This window comes from Azospirillum sp., from assembly GCF_050789165.1.
This window is the reverse complement of sequence record NZ_JBOZRT010000021.1, coordinates 43,063-61,085: the sequence shown is the minus strand read 5'-3', so window position 1 is coordinate 61,085 and position 18,023 is coordinate 43,063. Positions and strand designations below refer to the sequence as shown.

Genomic DNA, 18,023 nt, shown 5'->3' with positions numbered 1-18,023 from the left:
GCGGCCCTGTGGGCGACCGGGATCCGTTCGCCCTCTTCCGCCCGCCGGTGCTTTCGCACGTGGATCGAGCGCGAGCCTTGGGAATCACCGTCGGTGAGTCAGCGCTTCCGCGCGCCGATATCAAACGCTACCGAGCCATCGTTCAAGTCGGCGTGGCGATGCCCAGCTGCACGATGCGGGTCAGACGCTCCAGTAGGTCCTGTCCATCCCAATCGGTGGAGAAGGCGAGCGCCCGACCCAACGGAACGATGCGGTCCACCCGCGCCCCCGCGCGCGCCGTGGCCACCGTGTCGGACGGCAAGCCGAAGCAGGCCAGCGTCTGCACGTCGGCGGGAAGCCGGGCGCAGGCTTCCTCCAGGCTCGCCCCCCAGCCCTCCAGCAGCAGGCCCAGGCCGGGGTGCCCGGCGAGGCCTATGGCGCCGTCCGCCGCCTCGCCACGCAGCACGATCCGGCCGTCGGCGGCCATCGTCCAGCGCCGGACGCGGCCGTCCGCCGCCAACTCGGCCGCCGCCGCCAGCCGGGCCTGCGTGCGGGCACCGTCCAGGCTCCAGCCGGTATCGGCCAGCCAGCGGTCGAAGAGTGGCCAGAAGCGGGCGCGCGCCGACTCGACCTCGGCCGGCGCCCCGACCCAGAGCACCAGCCGGGGCGAGGAGCACGCGTTCTGGTCGAACCAGACGACGTCGGTGACCAACCCTTCCGTCGCCCGCGCCAGCGCGTCGCCGTCGGCTGCCATCACCGCCCCGGCCCCGATCAACGCGGCGGACACGCGGTCGGGGAACGACAGCTCCTGCGCTCCAGCCGGCAGCGGCACCCGACGCACCGCGGCGATGCTGGCGTCGCCGCCCCACACCACGCGCAGGTCGCACGCCGACGACAGCGCCGCGGTGACCGCCTCGTCATGGCCGTACCGGAGAACCAGCGTGCGCACCCGCAGCGCCGCCCAGCCGGGTTCGGCGAGCAGACGGCCGGCCGCCTCCAGCAGCGCCGCCTGCGCCGGGCCGCCGCGCCGCGACAGCCGTACGACGTTGGCGTTGCCGCACAGAAGCGACAGCAGCCACGACCACGCGAACAGCGTGTCGACGTTGGCCGGCGCGACGTGGAAGACGAGGCCGCGGGCATGGCGCAGTCGGCCGCTCCCGGTGCGCGCCGCCAGATCGCCGGCAAGGCGCCGCAGCTCGGCCGGCCGGAGCGCGTGGGCCAGCGCCATCACCTCCGGCATCCGCCGCATGGCGCGGTCGGCCAGCAGCGCCTGCGACAACGCCGTAACGAAGCCGACCGCCGGCTCGGCGAAGGGGGCCATCGGCGTGGCCGCGCGCACCCGCGCCAAGGCATCCTGCCACGCCAGCGCGGGGTCGGGCGCGATGTGCAGCACGGCGGCGTCAGGCGGCGGGGCGGACATCGCTGCACCCCCTCATCTCGACCTGCGGCAAGCGGCCGTGCACGACGAAATGCCGGCCCCGCCAGCCGCAGGGGCAGCCGTCGGCGCCCAGAACCGTGCCCATGTCCCCGGTCAGCAGACTGTGGCCGGGATAGCTGACGGGCAGCGCGCTGAACAGCTGGAGCAGGCCCGGCCGGCCGGCCGGCAGCGGCGCCAGCGTCACCGGGTCGCGCACCAGCACGTCGGCGAGCGCCGGCGCGTGCAGCCGGCCCGCCGGGCATTCCAGAAAGATGGTGCCCACCTGCTCCACCAGCCCGTAGTAGTTCCGCACCTCGGTCAGGTTCAGCCGCTCGGCGAGACCGGCGCGGAAGGTCGCGGCATCGACCGCGCGGTCGGCCAGCCGCTTCCAGCCGCCGCCATGCAGGAGCAGCGCCGGCGAAAGGTCGAGCACGACGCCGTCGCGCCGGGCGCTCTCGACCAGGGATTCCCAGACCATGGACGTGAAGCCGAAGATGAACAGGCGTTCGCCGGCATGGCGGGCGCGGTAAGCAGCCAACGCGCCCCAGTCCGGCCGACCCTCCCCGTCCAGCAGGAACAGCGGGTCCCGCCCCATCATCCCGAAGCCGGCGATGGCGGCGGCGCGCGCCGCCACCAACCCGCCCCGCTTCAGCGTCGTCGCCGTGTCCACCACCACCAGCGGCGCGCGTCCGCGCCCCAGCAACGGCCGCATCAACGCCGCCAGCGCACGGGCCTGGAGCTGCGCGGTGCCTCGATCGAGCGGAACACGCGACGGCACGCCGTCCGTGCCACTGGACGACAGCCAGGCGACGATGCGGTCGGCCGGCACGCTGACCAGCGCCCGCCGCTTGAACAGCGACACCGGCAGCCAGGGCACCGCCTCCAGCCCGTCGGCCGGTGCGTCCCCCCAGCCGAACGCCTCCAGGATGCGGGCATAGCCTTGGCAGGCGGCGCGGTGATGGCGGGTCAGCGCGTTCAGCCGCGCCAGCAGGCGGGCACGGGCCTCGTCCGGCGGGGTGTCGAAGGGGGCTAGCCACGCCGTGTCGGGCAGAGCGTCCACGGACGAAGCAGGATCATCGGTCACGGGAGGTGGCCATCGGCGCTGGAAATCCTTGCGCCCGACGTTAAGCGCATCGCGACGCCACGTCCACGCCGCTTCATACCCGGCGGTGCTTGAACCGCGATCCCGGCCGTATACACTGCCGCGAAGGTGCCCCGCACGGATCGTCCGGTCATGACCCATTCAGCCCTTTCGCTCGCCGGCCGCGTGGCCCTCGTGACCGGGTCCAGCCGCGGCATCGGGCTCGCCGTGGCGGCGCTGCTGGCCCGGCATGGGGCGTCGGTGGCGCTGAACGGCCATGGCGATGCCGCGGCGCTGGAACGGCTGACCGACGAGCTGGCGACGCGCCACGGCACGGCGTGTCTGGCGCTCCCCGCCGACGTGGCCGACCCGGCCGCCGTCACCGGAATGTTCAAGGCGGTGCAGCGCCGCTTCGGCCGCCTCGACATCCTGGTCAACAACGCCGGCGTCCTGGGCGACGGGGTGCTGGGCATGCTGGGGGCGGATGCGGTGGACCGGGTGCTGGCCGTCAACGTCGCCGGCCCGCTGCACGCCACGCAAATGGCCGCGCGGATGATGCGCAAGGACGGCGGCGCCATCGTCAACGTCGGCTCCATCGTCGGAACACGCGGCAACGCCGGGCAGGCGCTCTATGCCGCGTCCAAGGCCGCGCTGGTGGGGCTAACGTTGTCGGCGGCGAAGGAGCTGGGGCCGTTCGGCATCCGGGTCAACGCGGTGGCACCGGGCTTCATCGACACCGCCATGACCGGAAGCCTGCCGCCCGAAGCCGCCGCCCGCCACCGGGCGCACATCACCATGAACCGCGACGGCACCCCCGACGACGTGGCGCGCGCCGTGCTGTTCCTGGTGTCCGATCTGGCGAGCTACGTCACCGGGCAGGTGCTGGGCGTCGATGGCGGGATGGTCCTGTGAGGGCGTTCGATCTGTTGCCGGCGGCGGGCCGCGTCGATCCCGACTCTCCGGCGCTGCTGACCGGGGATATGGTGGTCAGCCACGGTGCCCTGCGCGCGGCGGTCGGTGCGGCGGCCGCCGCCCTTGCCGCGCCGCGCAAGGGGCTGGTCCTGATCGGCATGGCGCCCGATCCGGCCCCGGTGACCGCGTGGCTCGGCGCCCTGGCGGCGGGGGAGGCGGCGCTGCTGCTCGACGTGGGGCTGGCCCGGATGCTGCCGGACTTTGCCGCCGCCTGGACGCCGCGCCTTGTCCTGTGGCCGACGGCACTGCCGGTGCCGACGCTGCCCGGAGGCTGGCGCACGGTGCCCTCGCCGATCGCCGGCATGGCCGCCTGGACGCGCCTGGCCGGCGAGGAGACGGAGATCCACCCCGAACTGGCGCTGCTCCTGCCCACCTCGGGAAGCACCGGCGGCGTCAAGCTGGTGCGGCTGTCCTATGCTGCGCTGGCGGCCAACACCACCGCCATCGTCGCCGCCCTCGGCATCCGGACGGAGGACCGGGCGGTCGGGCACCTGCCACTGGGATTCGCCTTCGGCCTGTCGGTACTGGACAGCCAGCTCGCGGCCGGGGGCAGCGTGCTGCTGGCGCGCGACGGGTTCCTGACCTCCGGATTCTGGCAGGCGGTGCGGGCGGCGCGCTGCACCGGTCTGCCCGGTGTACCGTATCACGCGGAGACGCTGCTGCGCCTCGGCATCGACCGGCTGGCGGTGCCCGAGCTGACCACCATCCTCCAGGCCGGCGGGCGCTGTGCGCCCGAGGTGCTGCTGCGCCTGCACGCGGCCATGGCGCCGCGCGGCGGCCGGGTCCACGCCATGTACGGCCAGACCGAGGCGGGACCGCGCATGGCGGTGCTGCCGCCGGCGGAGCTGCCGCGGCGGCCGGGCGCGGTGGGGCCGGCGCTGCCCGGCGGGCGCTTCACCATCGTGGGAGAGGACGGCGAGCCGCTGCCGCCGGGTGCCGTGGGGGAGATCATCCATCATGGCCCCGGCGTGATGATGGGATATGCCGACCGCCGCTGCGATCTGGCGCGCGGCGACGGGCTGAAGGGACGGTTGGCGACGGGGGACCTCGGCCGGCTCGACGCTGATGGCTATTTGAGCGTGACCGGGCGGTTGAAACGCATCGCCAAGATCTGCGGGCTGCGCCTGTCGCTCGACGATGTCGAGGCGCTGGCGGCCCCGCTCGCGCCGGTGGCGGCGGTGGAGCACGGCGGCCGGCTGCTGGTGGCCGTGTCCGGAACACCGGCCGAAGCGGTGCGCGTGCGCGCCCACCTGCTGGAGCGGCTGGAGCTGCCGCGCACCGCCCTGGCCTGCGTGGCGCGGGAGGGTCCGCCGCCGCAGCTGCCCAGCGGCAAGACGGACTATGCACGACTGGTCAGGGAGTTGGGCTGATGGAGGAGAGCGTCGTCGTCGTCGGCGCAGGCGGCTTCGGCCGCGAGGTGCTGCAATGGCTGCGCGACGCCGCCGCCGCGGGAGCAGGGCAGCGGGTGCGCGGCTTCCTGGACGACACCGCCCCCGACCTGTCGGCCTTCGGCCTGGATGTGCCGGTGCTGGGGCCCGTCGATCCAGGGAGGCTGGGGGCCGGGGACCGTTGCATCCTGGCGATCGGAGACCCCGCCGTCCGGCTGGCGCTCGCGGCCCGGCTGGAGGCGGCGGGGGTGCGTTTCACCACGCTCGTCCATCCCAGCGCGGTGGTGGCGCCTTCGGCGCGCCTCGGTGCGGGGGCGGTCGTCTGCCCCTTCGGCTTCATCGGGCCGGACGCCATGGTGGGGGCGCATGCGCTTCTCAACGTGCGGGCCAGCGTCGGGCACGACGCACGCATCGGCCGGGCGGCGGTACTGTCTCCGCACACCTGCGTCGGCGGGGCGGCCGAGGTCGCGGACGGTGCGATGCTGGGTTCGGCCGCGGTGGTGCTGCCGCGCCAGCGGGTGGGGGAAGGCGCGCGCGTGGCTCCCGGCGCGGTGGTTCACAGCGCTGTGCCGGCCGGTGTTCTGGCGCTCGGCAATCCGGCGTCGTGGCGGCGGAATTAACGGGAGCTTCACCGTACGCATGCGAACGTCGCAACCGGCCGACGGGAGAGAAGCTCTTGGCACTGGAACAAAGGTTGCGGCGCGTCTTCGCCGAAGTGTTCGAGATACCCGAGGACGAGGTCACGGCGGAGCTCGCCTACCGTGGGATCCCGCAATGGGACTCGGTGGCTCACATGGCCCTGGTCGCCGCCATCGACAGCGAGTTCGGCACGCTCCTCGAGACCGACGACGTCCTCGACCTGTCCAGCTTCGCCATGGCGGTCGGCATTCTCAGGGACCGGCATGGGATCGGCGATGGGGAGCGCTGATACGGCCGGCGCACGGATGCTGCCCTGACCGGCCGGCCGGGGCGCAGGCGGGGGCGGGTTACTGGGAGACGCAGCCGGTTCCCTGATCCTCGAACGCTACGGCCAGCGTGGTGATGGCGCCATCGGCCGCCACGGCCAGGAAATGCGGCAGACCTGCGGACTCACCCGGCCACAGGGCGCTGTCCACGGTGGCGGTGCTGAGGGCTGCCCCGGCCGGCAGCCGCACCGCCGGATCGGCCTGGGCATCGACCCGGGCCCGCTCGACGCGCACAACCAAGCCCTGCGGCGCCACCGGCGGAGCCTCCATGCCCGCCTCCAGCAGAACGACGGCGTCGAACGGTCCGCTGTCCGGCGCGGCGCCGACGAACAGGCGTCGGGGATCGCGGATACCCGCCGACGGCGGGCACGGCCGCGACGGCAGCAGGTGGACGCAACCGCCCAGAGTGGACAGCACGTCGGCCAGAGGATCGAATCCGTCGGCGACCACCGCAATGCGCGTACCGGCACCGGCCAATCCCCGCCGAAGCAGCCCCTGCAGCACGCGGACGCGGCTCCACCGCAGGGCTGAGCGCCGTGTCAGGTTGGTGGCCAACGGACCGTCGAAATGCCGGCGGGCCAGTTCGGCGAACTCCTCCTCCTCCCAATCCTCCAGCGTCGCCATACGCCAGGGACCGTCCGGCGGCGGTCCAGCCAGCACCGGCACCCCGATCCGCCCCGCCAGCCGCACCGACCCGCGCGCCGACGCGACCGCCCGGCGGGCTTTTCCCAGCCCCTCCGGCGGCGCGCCGCGGGCAAGACCCGGGTGGTCGAGCAGCGCCAGAAGGGCCTGCGCGTTGCGCGCGGCCTCCATCAGGCGGGCGGGCGGCAGGTCGTCGGCCAGGAGGCGGTCGGCCCAGCCCATCAGCCGCACCGCCTCGCTGACCGGGACGGGTTGCCGCCGCGCCAGCCGCCGCTCCAGCCAGACGGCGACGGCCGGCGCGGCGTAGGGCGCGAACTCTGGCGGCGGTGCCAGCGCATAGCCGTGCCGCAGCCGCGTGGCGAAGGGGATGCGCGCAGCGCCAATCAGGTCGAGGACCAGGGGCTCGAAACGGTTGTGCACGGCGTTGACGGCAATCAGCAGGCGCGGCGCACCGCCGCCGGCCATCGCCCGCCGCTCCGCCTCGGTGACCGTCAGCAGCGCGTCGCGCACGGGCGCCAGCGCCCGCAGGTCGTCGTCGCTCCAGGCACCGGGGCGGGACGAGTGCAGCGCCGGATCATCCTGGCTGCGGCAGCCGAACTCGAACACGACGACATCCGCGCGCTCGACCAGCCGGGGCAGCGCCACCGGCTCGACCCCGGTCGGCCCGACGCAGGTTTCGGGCACCTGCACCGCCCCGGTCCGGCCGAGCGCCCGCCATGCCGCCACGAACGCCCCGAGCATGCGGGGCCGCGCGCCGCACCAGCCGACGACGGTGTCCTCGGCGCGCTCGGCCAGCAGGTCCAGCAGATGTGCCAGCACCTGGTCCACCGGATAGTGGGGTTCGTCGGCGCTGTCCGGGTTGTAGACCGCCTCGACGGGCCGCGGATCGGCGCCGGCAAGGGCGCCCAGCCAGCGCCGCCGCCGGGCGCCGTCTAGGCGGATCTCCTCCAGCTCCGCGCCGGCGAACCCCCAGGTGTCGGCCTGATTGGGCAGGTCCGCGCGCTCGACGTCGCGGTAGAAGCGCTGGTAGTCGTTCTCGCTGCGGTCGTGGCGGTGCAGCCGCGACACCGCGCGGTGGTGCGCGCAATGGAAGGCGTCGATCTCACCCGCCAGCGACCCGACACGGCCCAGCCGCATCAGCAGGCGCAGCGACAGGTTGGAATCGACGGCCCAGCCGTTCAGCATCCGCTCGTCGAAGCCGTGCACGGCGAACAGGTCGTCGCGCCGCGTGAGCTGGAAGTCGCCGTGATTGTCGAACACCGCCGGCCCGGCCCCCCGCACGATCTCCCGCAGCGGCAGCTGGCTGGCCAGATCGGCCAGCTCGGCCATGGCGGCGTCCGGATCGGTGCGATCGAGCCCCTGCCACACCGCCTCGGGGAGTTCGTAGCGCGGCACATGCCAGCAGCCGGGCTCCAGGCCGGCGCACAGCGCCGACAGGCTCCGCGACCGGCCCGGCAGCGGAATCACGTCGGTGTTGGTGCTCAACACCCAGGAATTGGCCGGGTTGGTCCGCCGCAGGCCGGCGTTGCGCGCCAGCGGCTCCGGCACCGGCAGGTGGGTGCGGTGGCGCCAGGGCCCATGGTGGCGCGGGCGGACGCGGACGACGCGCAGGCGGCGGCGCGCCTCGCCGGTCAGGGTGTCGGCGATGGCCTCGGGAAAGGTCGGCAGTTCGTCGGGGGTGTTGTAATCGACGAAGACAATCTCGTCGTCCGGGTCGTCCAGCAGGCGGGCGAAGCCGTTGAGGCTGAGCGCCGCCCGCTTCTGGATTCCGGGGCTGTGGTCGTCGTTGCGGCCGTAGCAGAGAACCGAGATCATGGCACTGCCCCTTCCAGCCAGCCGCGGCGCGCCAGACGCCAGCGCACCCAGGCGGCCCGCGCCGCCCGCGCCGCGCGCCAGGGTGCCGGGCGCGGCAGATGCAGCGCCCGGCATCCCGCCGCCAGCGCCCGCGCCACGTCGTTCACGGGGTCGTCGCCGACGTGCAGCATGGCCGCGGGCGCCACGGCCTCGGCCGCCGCCACCGCGGCGAACAGGTCACCGCGCCGCTTGCTGGCCCCCACCTCGGAACTGACGTGCAGCGGTATGCCGGCCAGATCCGGAGCGGTCCAGGCGATCAGCCGCCCCACCTGCGCCGCCGACAGGTACATGTCGCTGGCGATGACAACGCGACGCCGGGCGCGCAGTTGATACAGCACAGCCAGCAGCGGCCGGTTCGGACGCAAGGCGCGGCGCTCGTGGTCCAACTCGGCCTCGGCCAGGATCGCGGCGGCGTCGGGCGTGAGGGCGCACAGCCGGCAGACCTCCGCCAGAATGTCGGCGTGGCGAACCTCTCCCGCGCCGGTCCGCCGGACCCGGTCGTAGGCCGCCTTGTGAGCCCGCAGCCGGCCCCGGTACAGGGCCTCCGCCCCCGGAGACGCCAGCCCGGCCGCCGTCAGCGCCGCGTGCTGAGCCCGTGCGGCGTCGCCGAAGCGCTGCAGTTCCGGCCGCGTGCCTCGCAGCAGCAGCGTGTCGAACAGGTCGAAGGACACCACCGGGCACCCCGCGTCCAGGATCGCCGCCAGCGTGCGCCGCTGCCCGGCGGGGGTCACCGGAACGCCTCCGCGCCGGGCCACAGAGTGACGTCGCCGGTCGTCGCGGCCAGAGGCTGCGGCCGGGCGACGGTCAGGTGGTCCTGATAGAGCCAGCCACCGAAGTGCCTGACCTCCTCCGCGGTCGGCGCCATGAGCAGCCGGGCCAGCCGGCGGCGGACCTCGGCGCGCCCCGCCGGACGGGCGTTGGCGAGAGCAGCGTCCTGCATCCGCAGCGTCGCTTCCCGCTGCCCGGCCGGGTAGTCCGGCGGCGAAAGCCGCGGCGCGGCGCGGTCATAGCCGGCCAGCGGCCCCAGCGGTGCCCCGAGCAGAAGTTCCAGCACGGCCCGCGCCCGGATCAGCGGCGCCGCGAGCCAGTCTGGCGCGCCGTACTGGACGGCGAAGCCCCTTACCATCGCATCCCGGCCCGCCGCCCACACCGCACCGGGCGACGTGCCCAGGTAGAGCCCCAGCGTACGCACCGGCGTGCCCTTCAGCGCGGTGATGCGGGTCAGGCAGCGCTGGATCGTGCCGCTGTAGCCGACGTCGATCAGGCCCACCATCGTGCCGCGCAGCGCGCCGGCCGCCTCCAGATGCTCCAGAATCGCCCGCCGCGCCGCGCCCGAGGCCGCCGCCACGCGCTCCGCCGCGGCCGGTGTTCCGGCAAGCCAGTCCAGCAGCCGCTCCAGCCCCTCGCCGGCCAGCGGCGCCGATGGGACAAGGCCCGGAACCCTTTCTCCGACAAGGCCGAGTTCGTCCAGCGCTTCCGCCACGGTCGCCGGGCGGCGGCGGGCACGCACCAGCAGGTTGCGCAGCGCCTCGCGATCGCCGGCATCCGCGACCGCGCCCAGCAGGCACAGGGACCGGGACAGCCACACCTCCGGCACGTCCTGGCCGGCACGCCGGGCGACCGCACGCCCTAGCAGGCCGCCATCGCGCATCACGGCGGCCAGGGTGGCGCCGCCGGCCAGGGGCCGCCATTGCCTCCAGGCCCAGTGCGCGAATCCCCCGACCACCGGGCCGAGCACCGACGCGCCGAACGCCGTGTAGACGTCGCCCCCGCCCAGTCGAAGCCTGGCCGGCAGGCCCGGAACCGATGGCATGGGAATCGTAGGACCTGCGATGGCGGTGCGCTCCAGGACGGCGGCGGCGGCGGGGTCCATGCGGACAACCCCAGGGCACAGCAGCTCGTACGGCGCCGCCGGCCGCACCTGCCCGGCGTAGGCCCGCGCGGAGGCGAAGGCCGCCGCGTCCACACCCGCCGCCAGACGCCGCTGGCCGGCCAGGACGCGGCCGACCTGGAGATACGCTTCCGGCGGACAGACCACGGCGCACCTCCTCCCGGCTCCGGCGACATTGGACAATATGGATAAATGCCTGACATTCTGTCATACGGAAAGCGTCCCGGCGACACGAGGCCGCGTCACGTCGGAGGGCCATGGCTGTGCACGGTGCGGACCCGCATTGGGGAGAGACGCTCCTTTTCATCCAGCCGATGGCCGGCGATGCCGGCGTCATCGACCGCACCGGGCGGCATCGGCCGGCGCTGAACGAGTACGCCGCGGTCACGAGCCACGGCCGGTGGGACGGCCACGCCGCCGTCGCGCTCGACGGGTACGGCGACTACGTGTCGGTGCCCGCCTCGGCCGCTCTGCACCTGGGCGGGGGCGCCTTCACCATCGAATGGATGGGCCGGCTGAACACCCTTGTCCGCACCCGCTGCCTGATCGCCCACTGGACGTTCCTGCGCTGGGAGGCCAGCGCCTTTTCCCTGCGGGTCGATCAGGGGGTGCCGACGCTGTGCATCCCGTTCGGCCAGACCATGGTCCGGGTCGCGGCCGAAGTCCCGGTCGAGGCCGGCGTGCCGCTCTACGTCGCGGCCACCGGCGACGGGGCCGGCGGCGTGCGGCTGTGGGTGAACGGCACGCCGGCCGGGGCTGCGACGCTGCCGGGGCCGCTGAACGTCTGCCCGTCGCCGCTCACCATCGGCGTCGAGGCGGAGACGGAGTTCTATCTCGACGGCGAGGTCCACGCGGTGCGCATCACCCGCGGCACGGCGCGCGGCATCGGCCCGCGCACCAATCCGTTTCCCTGCGGGTGAGTCATGCTGTCGATCGTCGTCTACGGCCGGAACGACACCCACGGGTACAACCTGCCGCGCCGCGCCGCGCTCAGCCTGAACTGCCTCGCCGCCGTGCTGGACGATCCGGACGACGAGATCGTCTTCGTCGATTACAACACCCCGGACGAACTGCCGACCTTTCCCGAGGCCATCGCCGACACCCTGACCGACGCGGCGCTGCGGCACCTGCGCGTCCTCCGCGTGCGCCCGCACCACCACGCGGGCGACGGCCGGGCGGTGGCCGAGCCGGTGGCGCGCAACGCCGGCATCCGACGCAGCAACCCCGCCAACCCCTGGGTGCTGTCCACCAACACCGACATGATCCTGCTGCCGCGGGCCGAGGGGGTGCGCAGCCGCGTCTGGCTGGATGGCCTCGAACCCAGGCTTCACCACCTGCCCCGGTTCGAGCTGCCGCAGGGTGTGTGGGAACGTCTGGACCGCGGCCGACCGGCGGAGGCGCTGGAGTTCCTGCACCGCTGGGGCGGCCGGATGGGCCTGCACACCGCGCTCAGGATGCACGACTTCCTGCTCTACGACGCGCCCGGCGACTTCCAGCTTTTCCCCCGCGCCGACATCCACGATCTCTGCGGGTTCGACGAGGAGATGCGGATCGGCTGGCACGTGGATTCCAATCTGGCGAAACGTTTCTCTCTGCTGCGCGGCCCGCCGCGGAGCTGCCTGGACCGCCTGTTCGGCTATCATTGCGAACACACCCGCCTGGCCGACCCGCTGCACGGCCACGACCACGCCGAAGACGACTGGCGCCGGTTCGTGGACGACGTGCGCGAGCCCGTCCTGGCGCGGCAGGCGGACAGCTGGGGCCTTGCCGGCACCGAACTGGAGGAGATCCGTCTTCCCAACGGCATGGCCGAGGGCTTCGCCGGCTTCGTCGCGGCGCTGAATAACGCGCCGCCGGACCTGCGCGAGGACGATTCGCTGTTCCGCTTCGACGCGCGGGCGTACGACCCGCGGACGGTGGCCCCCTTCCTCGCCGACCTGCTGGCCAGCATGGACCGCGGGCTCAGCGTCGGCTACGCCGGGATCGCGCCGGACACGCACGCGCTGTTCCGCCGGCTGTGGAGCGCCCTGGGCTTCACCGGAGCGGTCGCCGTCCACCCGCTGTGCCACAGCCTTCCCGACGCCGGGGCCGGAGATTTTCTCGCATCGTCGCTCTTCGTGGTCGAGGTCGGCGCGCTGCCCGACCCGCAGCAGGACGAAACCGCGCTGGCCGACCTGCACGACGCCGTCCAGACTATCGTCGCAGCCGAAGCCGAACGGGCCGGGCGGGGGCTCGCGCCACGCCGCCTCATCATCCTCAACGGGCACCGCAACCGCTTGTCGTCCTTCCTCGACGCCGCGGTGACGGCCAGCCGCAGCCCATCGGTGACGCGGCTGAAGCACGGCTTCGTCATGGGAGCGGACGGCACGGAAGCGCTCTCGCCCTGGTTCGTGATTCGCCACCTCGGAAGCGCCGGCGCGCGCAGGCAGGGCGTGCCGGTGACCGAGGCGGTCCGACTCCTGACCAACCTGCATGAACTGGCGACGGGCGAAATGGCCGGGGAGCGCGCGGAGACGATCCTGCACGGCGCCGCGTCGCTGGTGGCCCTGTGCCGGACAGGACCGGTGCGCGAACGGTACGGCGCGGCCGTCGCCGACCGCGTGCTGCGCTGGGTCGAGGACAACCGCGCCTCCAGCCGTCTGGCTCCCTGTCTCGCGCTTCCGGTGGTGGACCAGCCCGCCCGCCGCAACGGACAGGCTCCCTGCCGGCTCGCCACCACCGAGGATTGGGAGGACCCCACGTTCATCGCCGTCATCCGGTCGGCCCTCGCCGGCCGTTTCGCGGAGAACCAGTTGAAGCGCTGCCGGATCACCTGGAAGGTCGCGCACACGGTAGCGCAGCTCGATGCCTATGGCCTGCTCACCGCCGGTGCCCGCGTCCTGGTCGTCACCACGGACGGCAACGACCTGCCGGCGGTGCTGTCGCGCCACGTCGGCCAAGTGGATGTGCTGTCGTCGGACGGCGCGTGGGCGCCGGGCGGCGGGATCATCCGCCGCCCGGAGCGGATCCGGGTCGCCGCATCCGCCGACGATCCATCGCTCCGCAGCCCTTACGATGCCGTCTGCCTCACCACCGGCACACCGGAGAGCGTGGACGTACGGCTGCGGTTTGCGGGCGACCACCTCCGGCCGGGCGGGCTTCTGGCGCTGGCCGCCGAGGTGCCGCTGGATGCTCCGCGACCGCAGGATGCCGTAAGGGCGGAGGTGTTGTCCGGCGACGCGTTCCGCAACGACGTCCGCACCCGGTTCGGTCTCCTGCGCCTCGGCTGCGCGCCGCTGGCGATCAGCCGCACCTCGTTGGACATGTGCGTCGCCGAGCCGCAGGGGGCGGACCGGCCGCCGCATTTCGTCGCCCTGCGCGCGGGGCGCCCGGTGACGAGCGGCTGCTGGTTCTTCGAACGGGCCGGCGACAGGCGGGAGAGGGCGTGATGCGGGTGGGAATCGTGCGGACGACGCCCTGGTCGGTGGGCGGAGGATTCCAATACGAGGTGCTCCTGCTGGACGCGCTGGCCGAAGTCGCCCGACGCAGCCCGCACGACCTCGTCTGCCTGACCAACCCGGACCGGCACCTGTACAATCTGGTGGCGACCGGTGCGGTGAGCTACGCCGGGCTGCCCATGGCGACGCTGAGGGAACCGTGGCTGGACCAGCGGCCGCCCGAGGCGTACCTGGACGACCCCGCCACCGCCGGCCCGCAACCGGACTGGTTCACCCCGCACCTGGACCGCAGCCTGGAGCCGCGGCTGCACGCGCTTGGCATCGACTGGGTCTTCCAGCTGTCGCAGAGCCCGTTCGTCTTCTCGACGCACCGGCCGTTCGTGATGCCGATCCACGACCTGCAGCACCGCCTGCAGCCGGAATTCCCGGAGGTCGGCAGCCCGGCGGAAGGCGCCTTCCGCGAATACCTCTACCGCAACGCCTGCCGCTTCGCGACGCTGATCCTGGTGGATTCCGAGCAGGGCAAGGCGGATGTCCTGCGCTTCTACGGCGATCTGATCGACGAGAACCGCATCCGCATCCTGCCGTTCCACCCGCCCACCCGCGCGGTGGAAATGCCGGACGATGCGGAGTTGCGCCGCGTTGCGGCCGCCTACCGCCTGCCGCCGCGGTTCTTCTTCTACCCGGCGCAGTTCTGGCGGCACAAGAACCACCACCTGATCGTTCAGGCGCTGCGGCGAATCGCGGACCGGACCGGAGAGGCCGTTCCGGTCGTGCTGTGCGGCGCCTACACCGACGCCGTGCGCGCCGCCACCTTCATCGAGGTGATGGCGCTGGCCGACGAACTGGGGGTGCGCCGCCAGATCCACTACCTGGGATGGGTCCCCGATCGGGACGTGCCGGCGCTCTACCGCCTGTCCGCCGGCCTGGTCATGCCCACCTTCTTCGGCCCCACCAACATCCCGGCCCTGGAGGCGTGGCGCTACGGGCGCCCCGTCATCACCTCCGACATTCCCGGCCTGCGCGAGCAGACCGGCGACGCCGGCCTGCTGGTGGACCCGCGCTCCCCCGACCAGCTTGCCGACGCCATGCTGCGCCTGTGGCGCGACGACGCCCTCGCCACCGTCCTGGCCGAGCGCGGGCAGGCACGGCTGGCCGCCTACCGGTGGGAGGACTTCGTGGCCCGCGTGGCGGGCATCGTGGACGAGGCGAGCGCCCGCTTGCGTGAAGGGCTGAGCCCACGCTACTCTTCCAACGATTACGAACGGTTCAGTCTGACCTATTCCGCTCCTACGGAGGCCCAAGGGTCATGATCGAGCGGATCGAGTGCGCGGGAGACCTGCTGGCGCTCATCGTGCGCAGCGGTTTCCGGGAACCGGGGGTGCATTTCTTCACGCCGGGCCACCTGTCGCAGCAGCTTGCCTACATGCGCCATCCCGCGGGGCACGCGATCGCGGCGCACGTCCACAACCCCGTCGCGCGCGCCGTCCTGCACACCCAGGAGGTGCTGCTGCTGCGCCGCGGCCGGTTGCGGGTGGACTTCTACACGAAGGCCGGCGCCTATCTCGAAAGCCGCGTTCTGGAGGCCGGCGACGTGATCCTGCTGGCGTCGGGCGGACACGGCTTCGAGGCGCTGGACGAGATCGAGATGATCGAGGTGAAGCAGGGTCCCTACACCGGCGGGGCGGACAAGAGCCTTATCGGCGGCGCGGGACCCACGGCATGATCCCCGTCTGCGAACCGCTGCTCGACGACCATGCGCTCGCCAACGTCGCCGAGGCGGTGCGGTCGGGCTGGATCTCTTCCGAAGGCCGCTTCATCACCGAGTTCGAGCGCCGCTGGGCCGAGTACTGCGGGGTCGGGCATGGCGTGGCGGTGTGCAACGGCACCGCGGCGCTGGCCGTCGCCCTGCAAGCGCTGCGGCTGGAGCCCGGTTCCGAGGTCATCCTGCCCAGCCTGACCATCATCTCCTGCGTGCTGGCCGTGCTCGACGCCGGATGCGTGCCGGTGCTGGTCGACTGCGAACCGGACACCTGGTGCCTGGACGTGGCGCAGGTGGCGGCGCGGATCACGCCGCACACCCGCGCGGTGATGCCGGTGCACCTGCTCGGCCACCCGGCGGACATGGCGCCGCTCAGGGAACTTGCGGACCAGCATGGCCTCGCCATCGTCGAGGACGCGGCGGAGGCGCACGGTGCGGAATACCGCGGCCGTCGCGTCGGCGGCCTGGGAACGCTGGGCTGCTTCAGCTTCTACGCCAACAAGATCGTCACCACCGGCGAGGGCGGCATGGTGGTGACCGACGACGCCGATCTGGCTGAACGGATGCGGGGGCTGCGCAACCTGTGCTTCCGCCGCGACCGGCGGTTCCTGCACACCGAACTGGGCCGCAACCACCGCATGACCAACATGCAGGCGGCCGTCGGCGTGGCCCAGATCGACCGGATCGCCGACCATCTGGCGCGCAAGCGCCGCATGGCCGACCACTATACCGAGCGGCTCGGTGGGGTGGCCGGCCTTGCGCTGCCCGTCGAGCGGCCGGGCGTGCGCAACGTGCACTGGATGTACGGGGTGGTGCTGGACGACGCGGTGTCCTTCGACGCGGCCGAGTTCGCGCAGCGCCTGCACGCGCGCGGCGTGGACAGCCGCCCCTTCTTCCTCGGCATGCATGAGCAGCCGGCCTTGCGCGAGCGCGGACTGTTCGCCGGCGAACGCCATCCCGTCACCGAGCGGCTGGCCCGCCGCGGGCTCTACCTGCCCTCGGGCCTCACGCTCACCGAATCCCAGATCGACGCCGTCTGCGCCGCCGTGCAAGAGGCGCTGCGATGACCGACCCGTTCGGCGACGACTACGCCGCCGCCTACGACGCGCTCTACCGCGACAAGGACTACGAGGCGGAGTGCGACCTGATCGAGCGCCTGCTCGATGCACACGGCGCCGGCGGACCGCGGCGCCTGCTCGACCTCGGCTGCGGCACCGGCAACCACGCGATCCCCCTGGCGCGGCGCGGCCACGCGGTGGTGGGGGTGGACCGCTCCGCGCCCATGCTGGCGCAGGCGCGGGCCAAGGGCGCGCACACCCCTTCGCCACCGGAGTTTCACCTCGGCGACCTCCGGGACATCGATCTCGGGCGCCGGTTCGACGCGGTGGTGATGATGTTCGCGGTGCTGGGGTACCAGCATGGGAACGTCGACCTGCTGGCGGCGCTCGGCATGGTGCGCCGGCACCTGGAACCGGGCGGCCTGTTCGTCTTCGACGTCTGGAACGGCTTGGCGGTGCTGAACGACCGGCCGGGCCAACGCGTCCGCACCGTCCCCACCGCCGGGGGGCGCATCGTCCGCACCACCGACAGCCGGCTGGACGTGGTGCGCCAGCTCTGCCACGTCCGCTTCGGGCTGATGCGCATTGAGGGCGACCGCATCGCCTCCGAAGGCGAGGAGGTCCACACCATGCGCTTCTTCTTCCCGCAGGAACTCGATCTGGCGCTCGGCGCGGCGGGGCTGCGGTTGCTCGATCTGCGCCGCTTTCCCGACGGCGAGGCGCCGGCCGACGAGCAGGCCTGGACCGTCGTGGGCGTCGCGCGGGCGGACCCATGACGCGCGACCTGATCAGCCTGTCGGCGTTCCCGAAGTCGGGCGTCACGTACCTCAACTTCCTGCTGTTCCATTGCCTCTTCGGCGAGGACGCGGACGTCCACGACCTGGAGAAGCGCTACGCCATCGACATCCACGCCCATCCGGACGCGCCCTTCGCCGTGCCGGGAGCGCCGCGCCTCGTCAAGTCGCACTTCCCCTACGACCCCAGCCTGCCAACCGTGGCGCGCACGGCCAGGGCGGTCTACCTGATCCGCGACCCCATCGACGTGATGATGTCCGCCTGGGACTACGCCAACTTCGTGCGCCCCGACGGGGCGCCGCCAGGCGACCCGGACGCCAACCCGGCGTTCCGGCCCTTCGTCCGGGCGTGGCTGGAGACGGGCGGTGGCGGCTTCGACGTCGCCGGCACCTGGGTGGGGCATGTCCGCTCCTGGCTTGACCAGGACGCGGTGCCGGTCCATCGGGTCGGCTACCGCGCCCTGGTCGATCACCCGCGGCGCGAACTTGCCGCCATCCTCGCCTTCCTCGGCCTGGACGTTCCGGCCGAGCGGCAGGCGAGGGCGGTCGAGCGCAGTTCGATGGCGGTCATGGCCGCGCTGGAAGCCCATGAGGCGCAGACCGGCCGCGACGGCGTGTTCTTTCACCCGGAACTGGCCCCCGGCTACGGGCGCGGCCGCCGCTTCGTCAACCGGGGCTATCGGGACTGCTACCGCACCGTGCTCACCGATGCGGAACGGGCCGAGGCCGACCGCGCCTTCGGCCCCGTGCTGCGGGCCCATTTCCCGCAAGACGGATGACGCC

The 18,023-nt window shown here is 73.2% G+C and carries 16 protein-coding genes; 11 read left to right on the top strand and 5 right to left on the bottom strand.

Translation table 11 applies throughout. The features are described from left to right. Positions 1 to 142 precede the first annotated feature (142 nt). A complete protein-coding gene (locus tag ACRWK7_RS04100; RefSeq protein ID WP_431854911.1) occupies positions 143 to 1,399 on the bottom strand; it encodes an acyl-CoA reductase in 1,257 nt (418 codons plus the stop codon). After that, a complete protein-coding gene (locus ACRWK7_RS04095) occupies positions 1,380 to 2,456 on the bottom strand; it encodes a hypothetical protein (RefSeq protein WP_431854910.1) in 1,077 nt (358 codons plus the stop codon). The genes ACRWK7_RS04100 and ACRWK7_RS04095 overlap by 20 nt, the downstream gene beginning before the upstream one ends. Before the next feature lie 174 nt (positions 2,457 to 2,630). Between ACRWK7_RS04095 and ACRWK7_RS04090 the strand changes: the two genes are divergently transcribed. Genes ACRWK7_RS04090 through ACRWK7_RS04075 form a run of 4 tightly spaced genes read left to right on the top strand, consistent with a single transcriptional unit; the run spans position 2,631 to position 5,765 of the window. Then, the gene (locus ACRWK7_RS04090) at positions 2,631 to 3,389 is read left to right on the top strand and encodes an SDR family NAD(P)-dependent oxidoreductase (RefSeq protein ID WP_431854909.1); all 759 of its coding nucleotides are present in this window, start codon (positions 2,631 to 2,633) and stop codon (positions 3,387 to 3,389) included. Beyond that, on the top strand, positions 3,386 to 4,819 hold the full coding sequence (locus ACRWK7_RS04085; protein ID WP_431854908.1) for an AMP-binding protein: 1,434 nt from the start codon (positions 3,386 to 3,388) through the stop codon (positions 4,817 to 4,819). Before ACRWK7_RS04090 ends, ACRWK7_RS04085 begins: the two co-directional genes overlap by 4 nt. Next, the gene (locus ACRWK7_RS04080; RefSeq protein ID WP_431854907.1) at positions 4,819 to 5,457 is read left to right on the top strand and encodes an acetyltransferase; all 639 of its coding nucleotides are present in this window, start codon (positions 4,819 to 4,821) and stop codon (positions 5,455 to 5,457) included. The genes ACRWK7_RS04085 and ACRWK7_RS04080 overlap by 1 nt, the downstream gene beginning before the upstream one ends. A 56-nt stretch (positions 5,458 to 5,513) precedes the next feature. Beyond that, on the top strand, positions 5,514 to 5,765 hold the full coding sequence (locus ACRWK7_RS04075) for an acyl carrier protein (RefSeq protein WP_431854906.1): 252 nt from the start codon (positions 5,514 to 5,516) through the stop codon (positions 5,763 to 5,765). 58 nt (positions 5,766 to 5,823) lie between these two features. Here ACRWK7_RS04075 and ACRWK7_RS04070 read toward each other — a convergent pair whose 3' ends face one another. From ACRWK7_RS04070 to ACRWK7_RS04060, 3 genes are read right to left on the bottom strand one after another with little or no spacing between them, the layout of a single operon-like run. Then, positions 5,824 to 8,259, bottom strand: a complete 2,436-nt coding sequence (locus ACRWK7_RS04070) for a hypothetical protein (protein ID WP_431854905.1) — start codon at positions 8,257 to 8,259, stop codon at positions 5,824 to 5,826. Beyond that, on the bottom strand, positions 8,256 to 9,029 hold the full coding sequence (locus tag ACRWK7_RS04065; RefSeq protein ID WP_431854904.1) for a hypothetical protein: 774 nt from the start codon (positions 9,027 to 9,029) through the stop codon (positions 8,256 to 8,258). Before ACRWK7_RS04065 ends, ACRWK7_RS04070 begins: the two co-directional genes overlap by 4 nt. Beyond that, a complete protein-coding gene (locus ACRWK7_RS04060) occupies positions 9,026 to 10,336 on the bottom strand; it encodes a hypothetical protein (protein ID WP_431854903.1) in 1,311 nt (436 codons plus the stop codon). Before ACRWK7_RS04060 ends, ACRWK7_RS04065 begins: the two co-directional genes overlap by 4 nt. Positions 10,337 to 10,446: 110 nt before the next feature. Here ACRWK7_RS04060 and ACRWK7_RS04055 point away from each other — a divergent pair, with 110 nt between their 5' ends. Genes ACRWK7_RS04055 through ACRWK7_RS04025 form a run of 7 tightly spaced genes read left to right on the top strand, consistent with a single transcriptional unit; the run spans position 10,447 to position 18,019 of the window. After that, positions 10,447 to 11,109 carry a LamG-like jellyroll fold domain-containing protein gene (locus tag ACRWK7_RS04055; protein WP_431854902.1) on the top strand — a complete coding sequence of 221 codons (663 nt, stop codon included), beginning with the start codon at positions 10,447 to 10,449 and terminating at the stop codon, positions 11,107 to 11,109. 3 nt (positions 11,110 to 11,112) lie between these two features. Continuing rightward, positions 11,113 to 13,617, top strand: a complete 2,505-nt coding sequence (locus ACRWK7_RS04050; RefSeq protein ID WP_431854901.1) for a hypothetical protein — start codon at positions 11,113 to 11,115, stop codon at positions 13,615 to 13,617. Next, positions 13,617 to 14,939 carry a glycosyltransferase family 4 protein gene (locus ACRWK7_RS04045; protein WP_431854900.1) on the top strand — a complete coding sequence of 441 codons (1,323 nt, stop codon included), beginning with the start codon at positions 13,617 to 13,619 and terminating at the stop codon, positions 14,937 to 14,939. Before ACRWK7_RS04050 ends, ACRWK7_RS04045 begins: the two co-directional genes overlap by 1 nt. Continuing rightward, the gene (locus tag ACRWK7_RS04040; RefSeq protein WP_431854899.1) at positions 14,936 to 15,352 is read left to right on the top strand and encodes a hypothetical protein; all 417 of its coding nucleotides are present in this window, start codon (positions 14,936 to 14,938) and stop codon (positions 15,350 to 15,352) included. Before ACRWK7_RS04045 ends, ACRWK7_RS04040 begins: the two co-directional genes overlap by 4 nt. Further along, positions 15,349 to 16,455, top strand: a complete 1,107-nt coding sequence (locus tag ACRWK7_RS04035) for a DegT/DnrJ/EryC1/StrS family aminotransferase (protein WP_431854898.1) — start codon at positions 15,349 to 15,351, stop codon at positions 16,453 to 16,455. The genes ACRWK7_RS04040 and ACRWK7_RS04035 overlap by 4 nt, the downstream gene beginning before the upstream one ends. After that, complete coding sequence (locus ACRWK7_RS04030) at positions 16,452 to 17,222, top strand: class I SAM-dependent DNA methyltransferase (RefSeq protein ID WP_431854897.1); 771 nt, start codon at positions 16,452 to 16,454, stop codon at positions 17,220 to 17,222. The genes ACRWK7_RS04035 and ACRWK7_RS04030 overlap by 4 nt, the downstream gene beginning before the upstream one ends. Further along, the gene (locus ACRWK7_RS04025; protein WP_431854896.1) at positions 17,219 to 18,019 is read left to right on the top strand and encodes a sulfotransferase domain-containing protein; all 801 of its coding nucleotides are present in this window, start codon (positions 17,219 to 17,221) and stop codon (positions 18,017 to 18,019) included. Before ACRWK7_RS04030 ends, ACRWK7_RS04025 begins: the two co-directional genes overlap by 4 nt. The last annotated feature ends 4 nt before the right edge of the window (positions 18,020 to 18,023 follow it).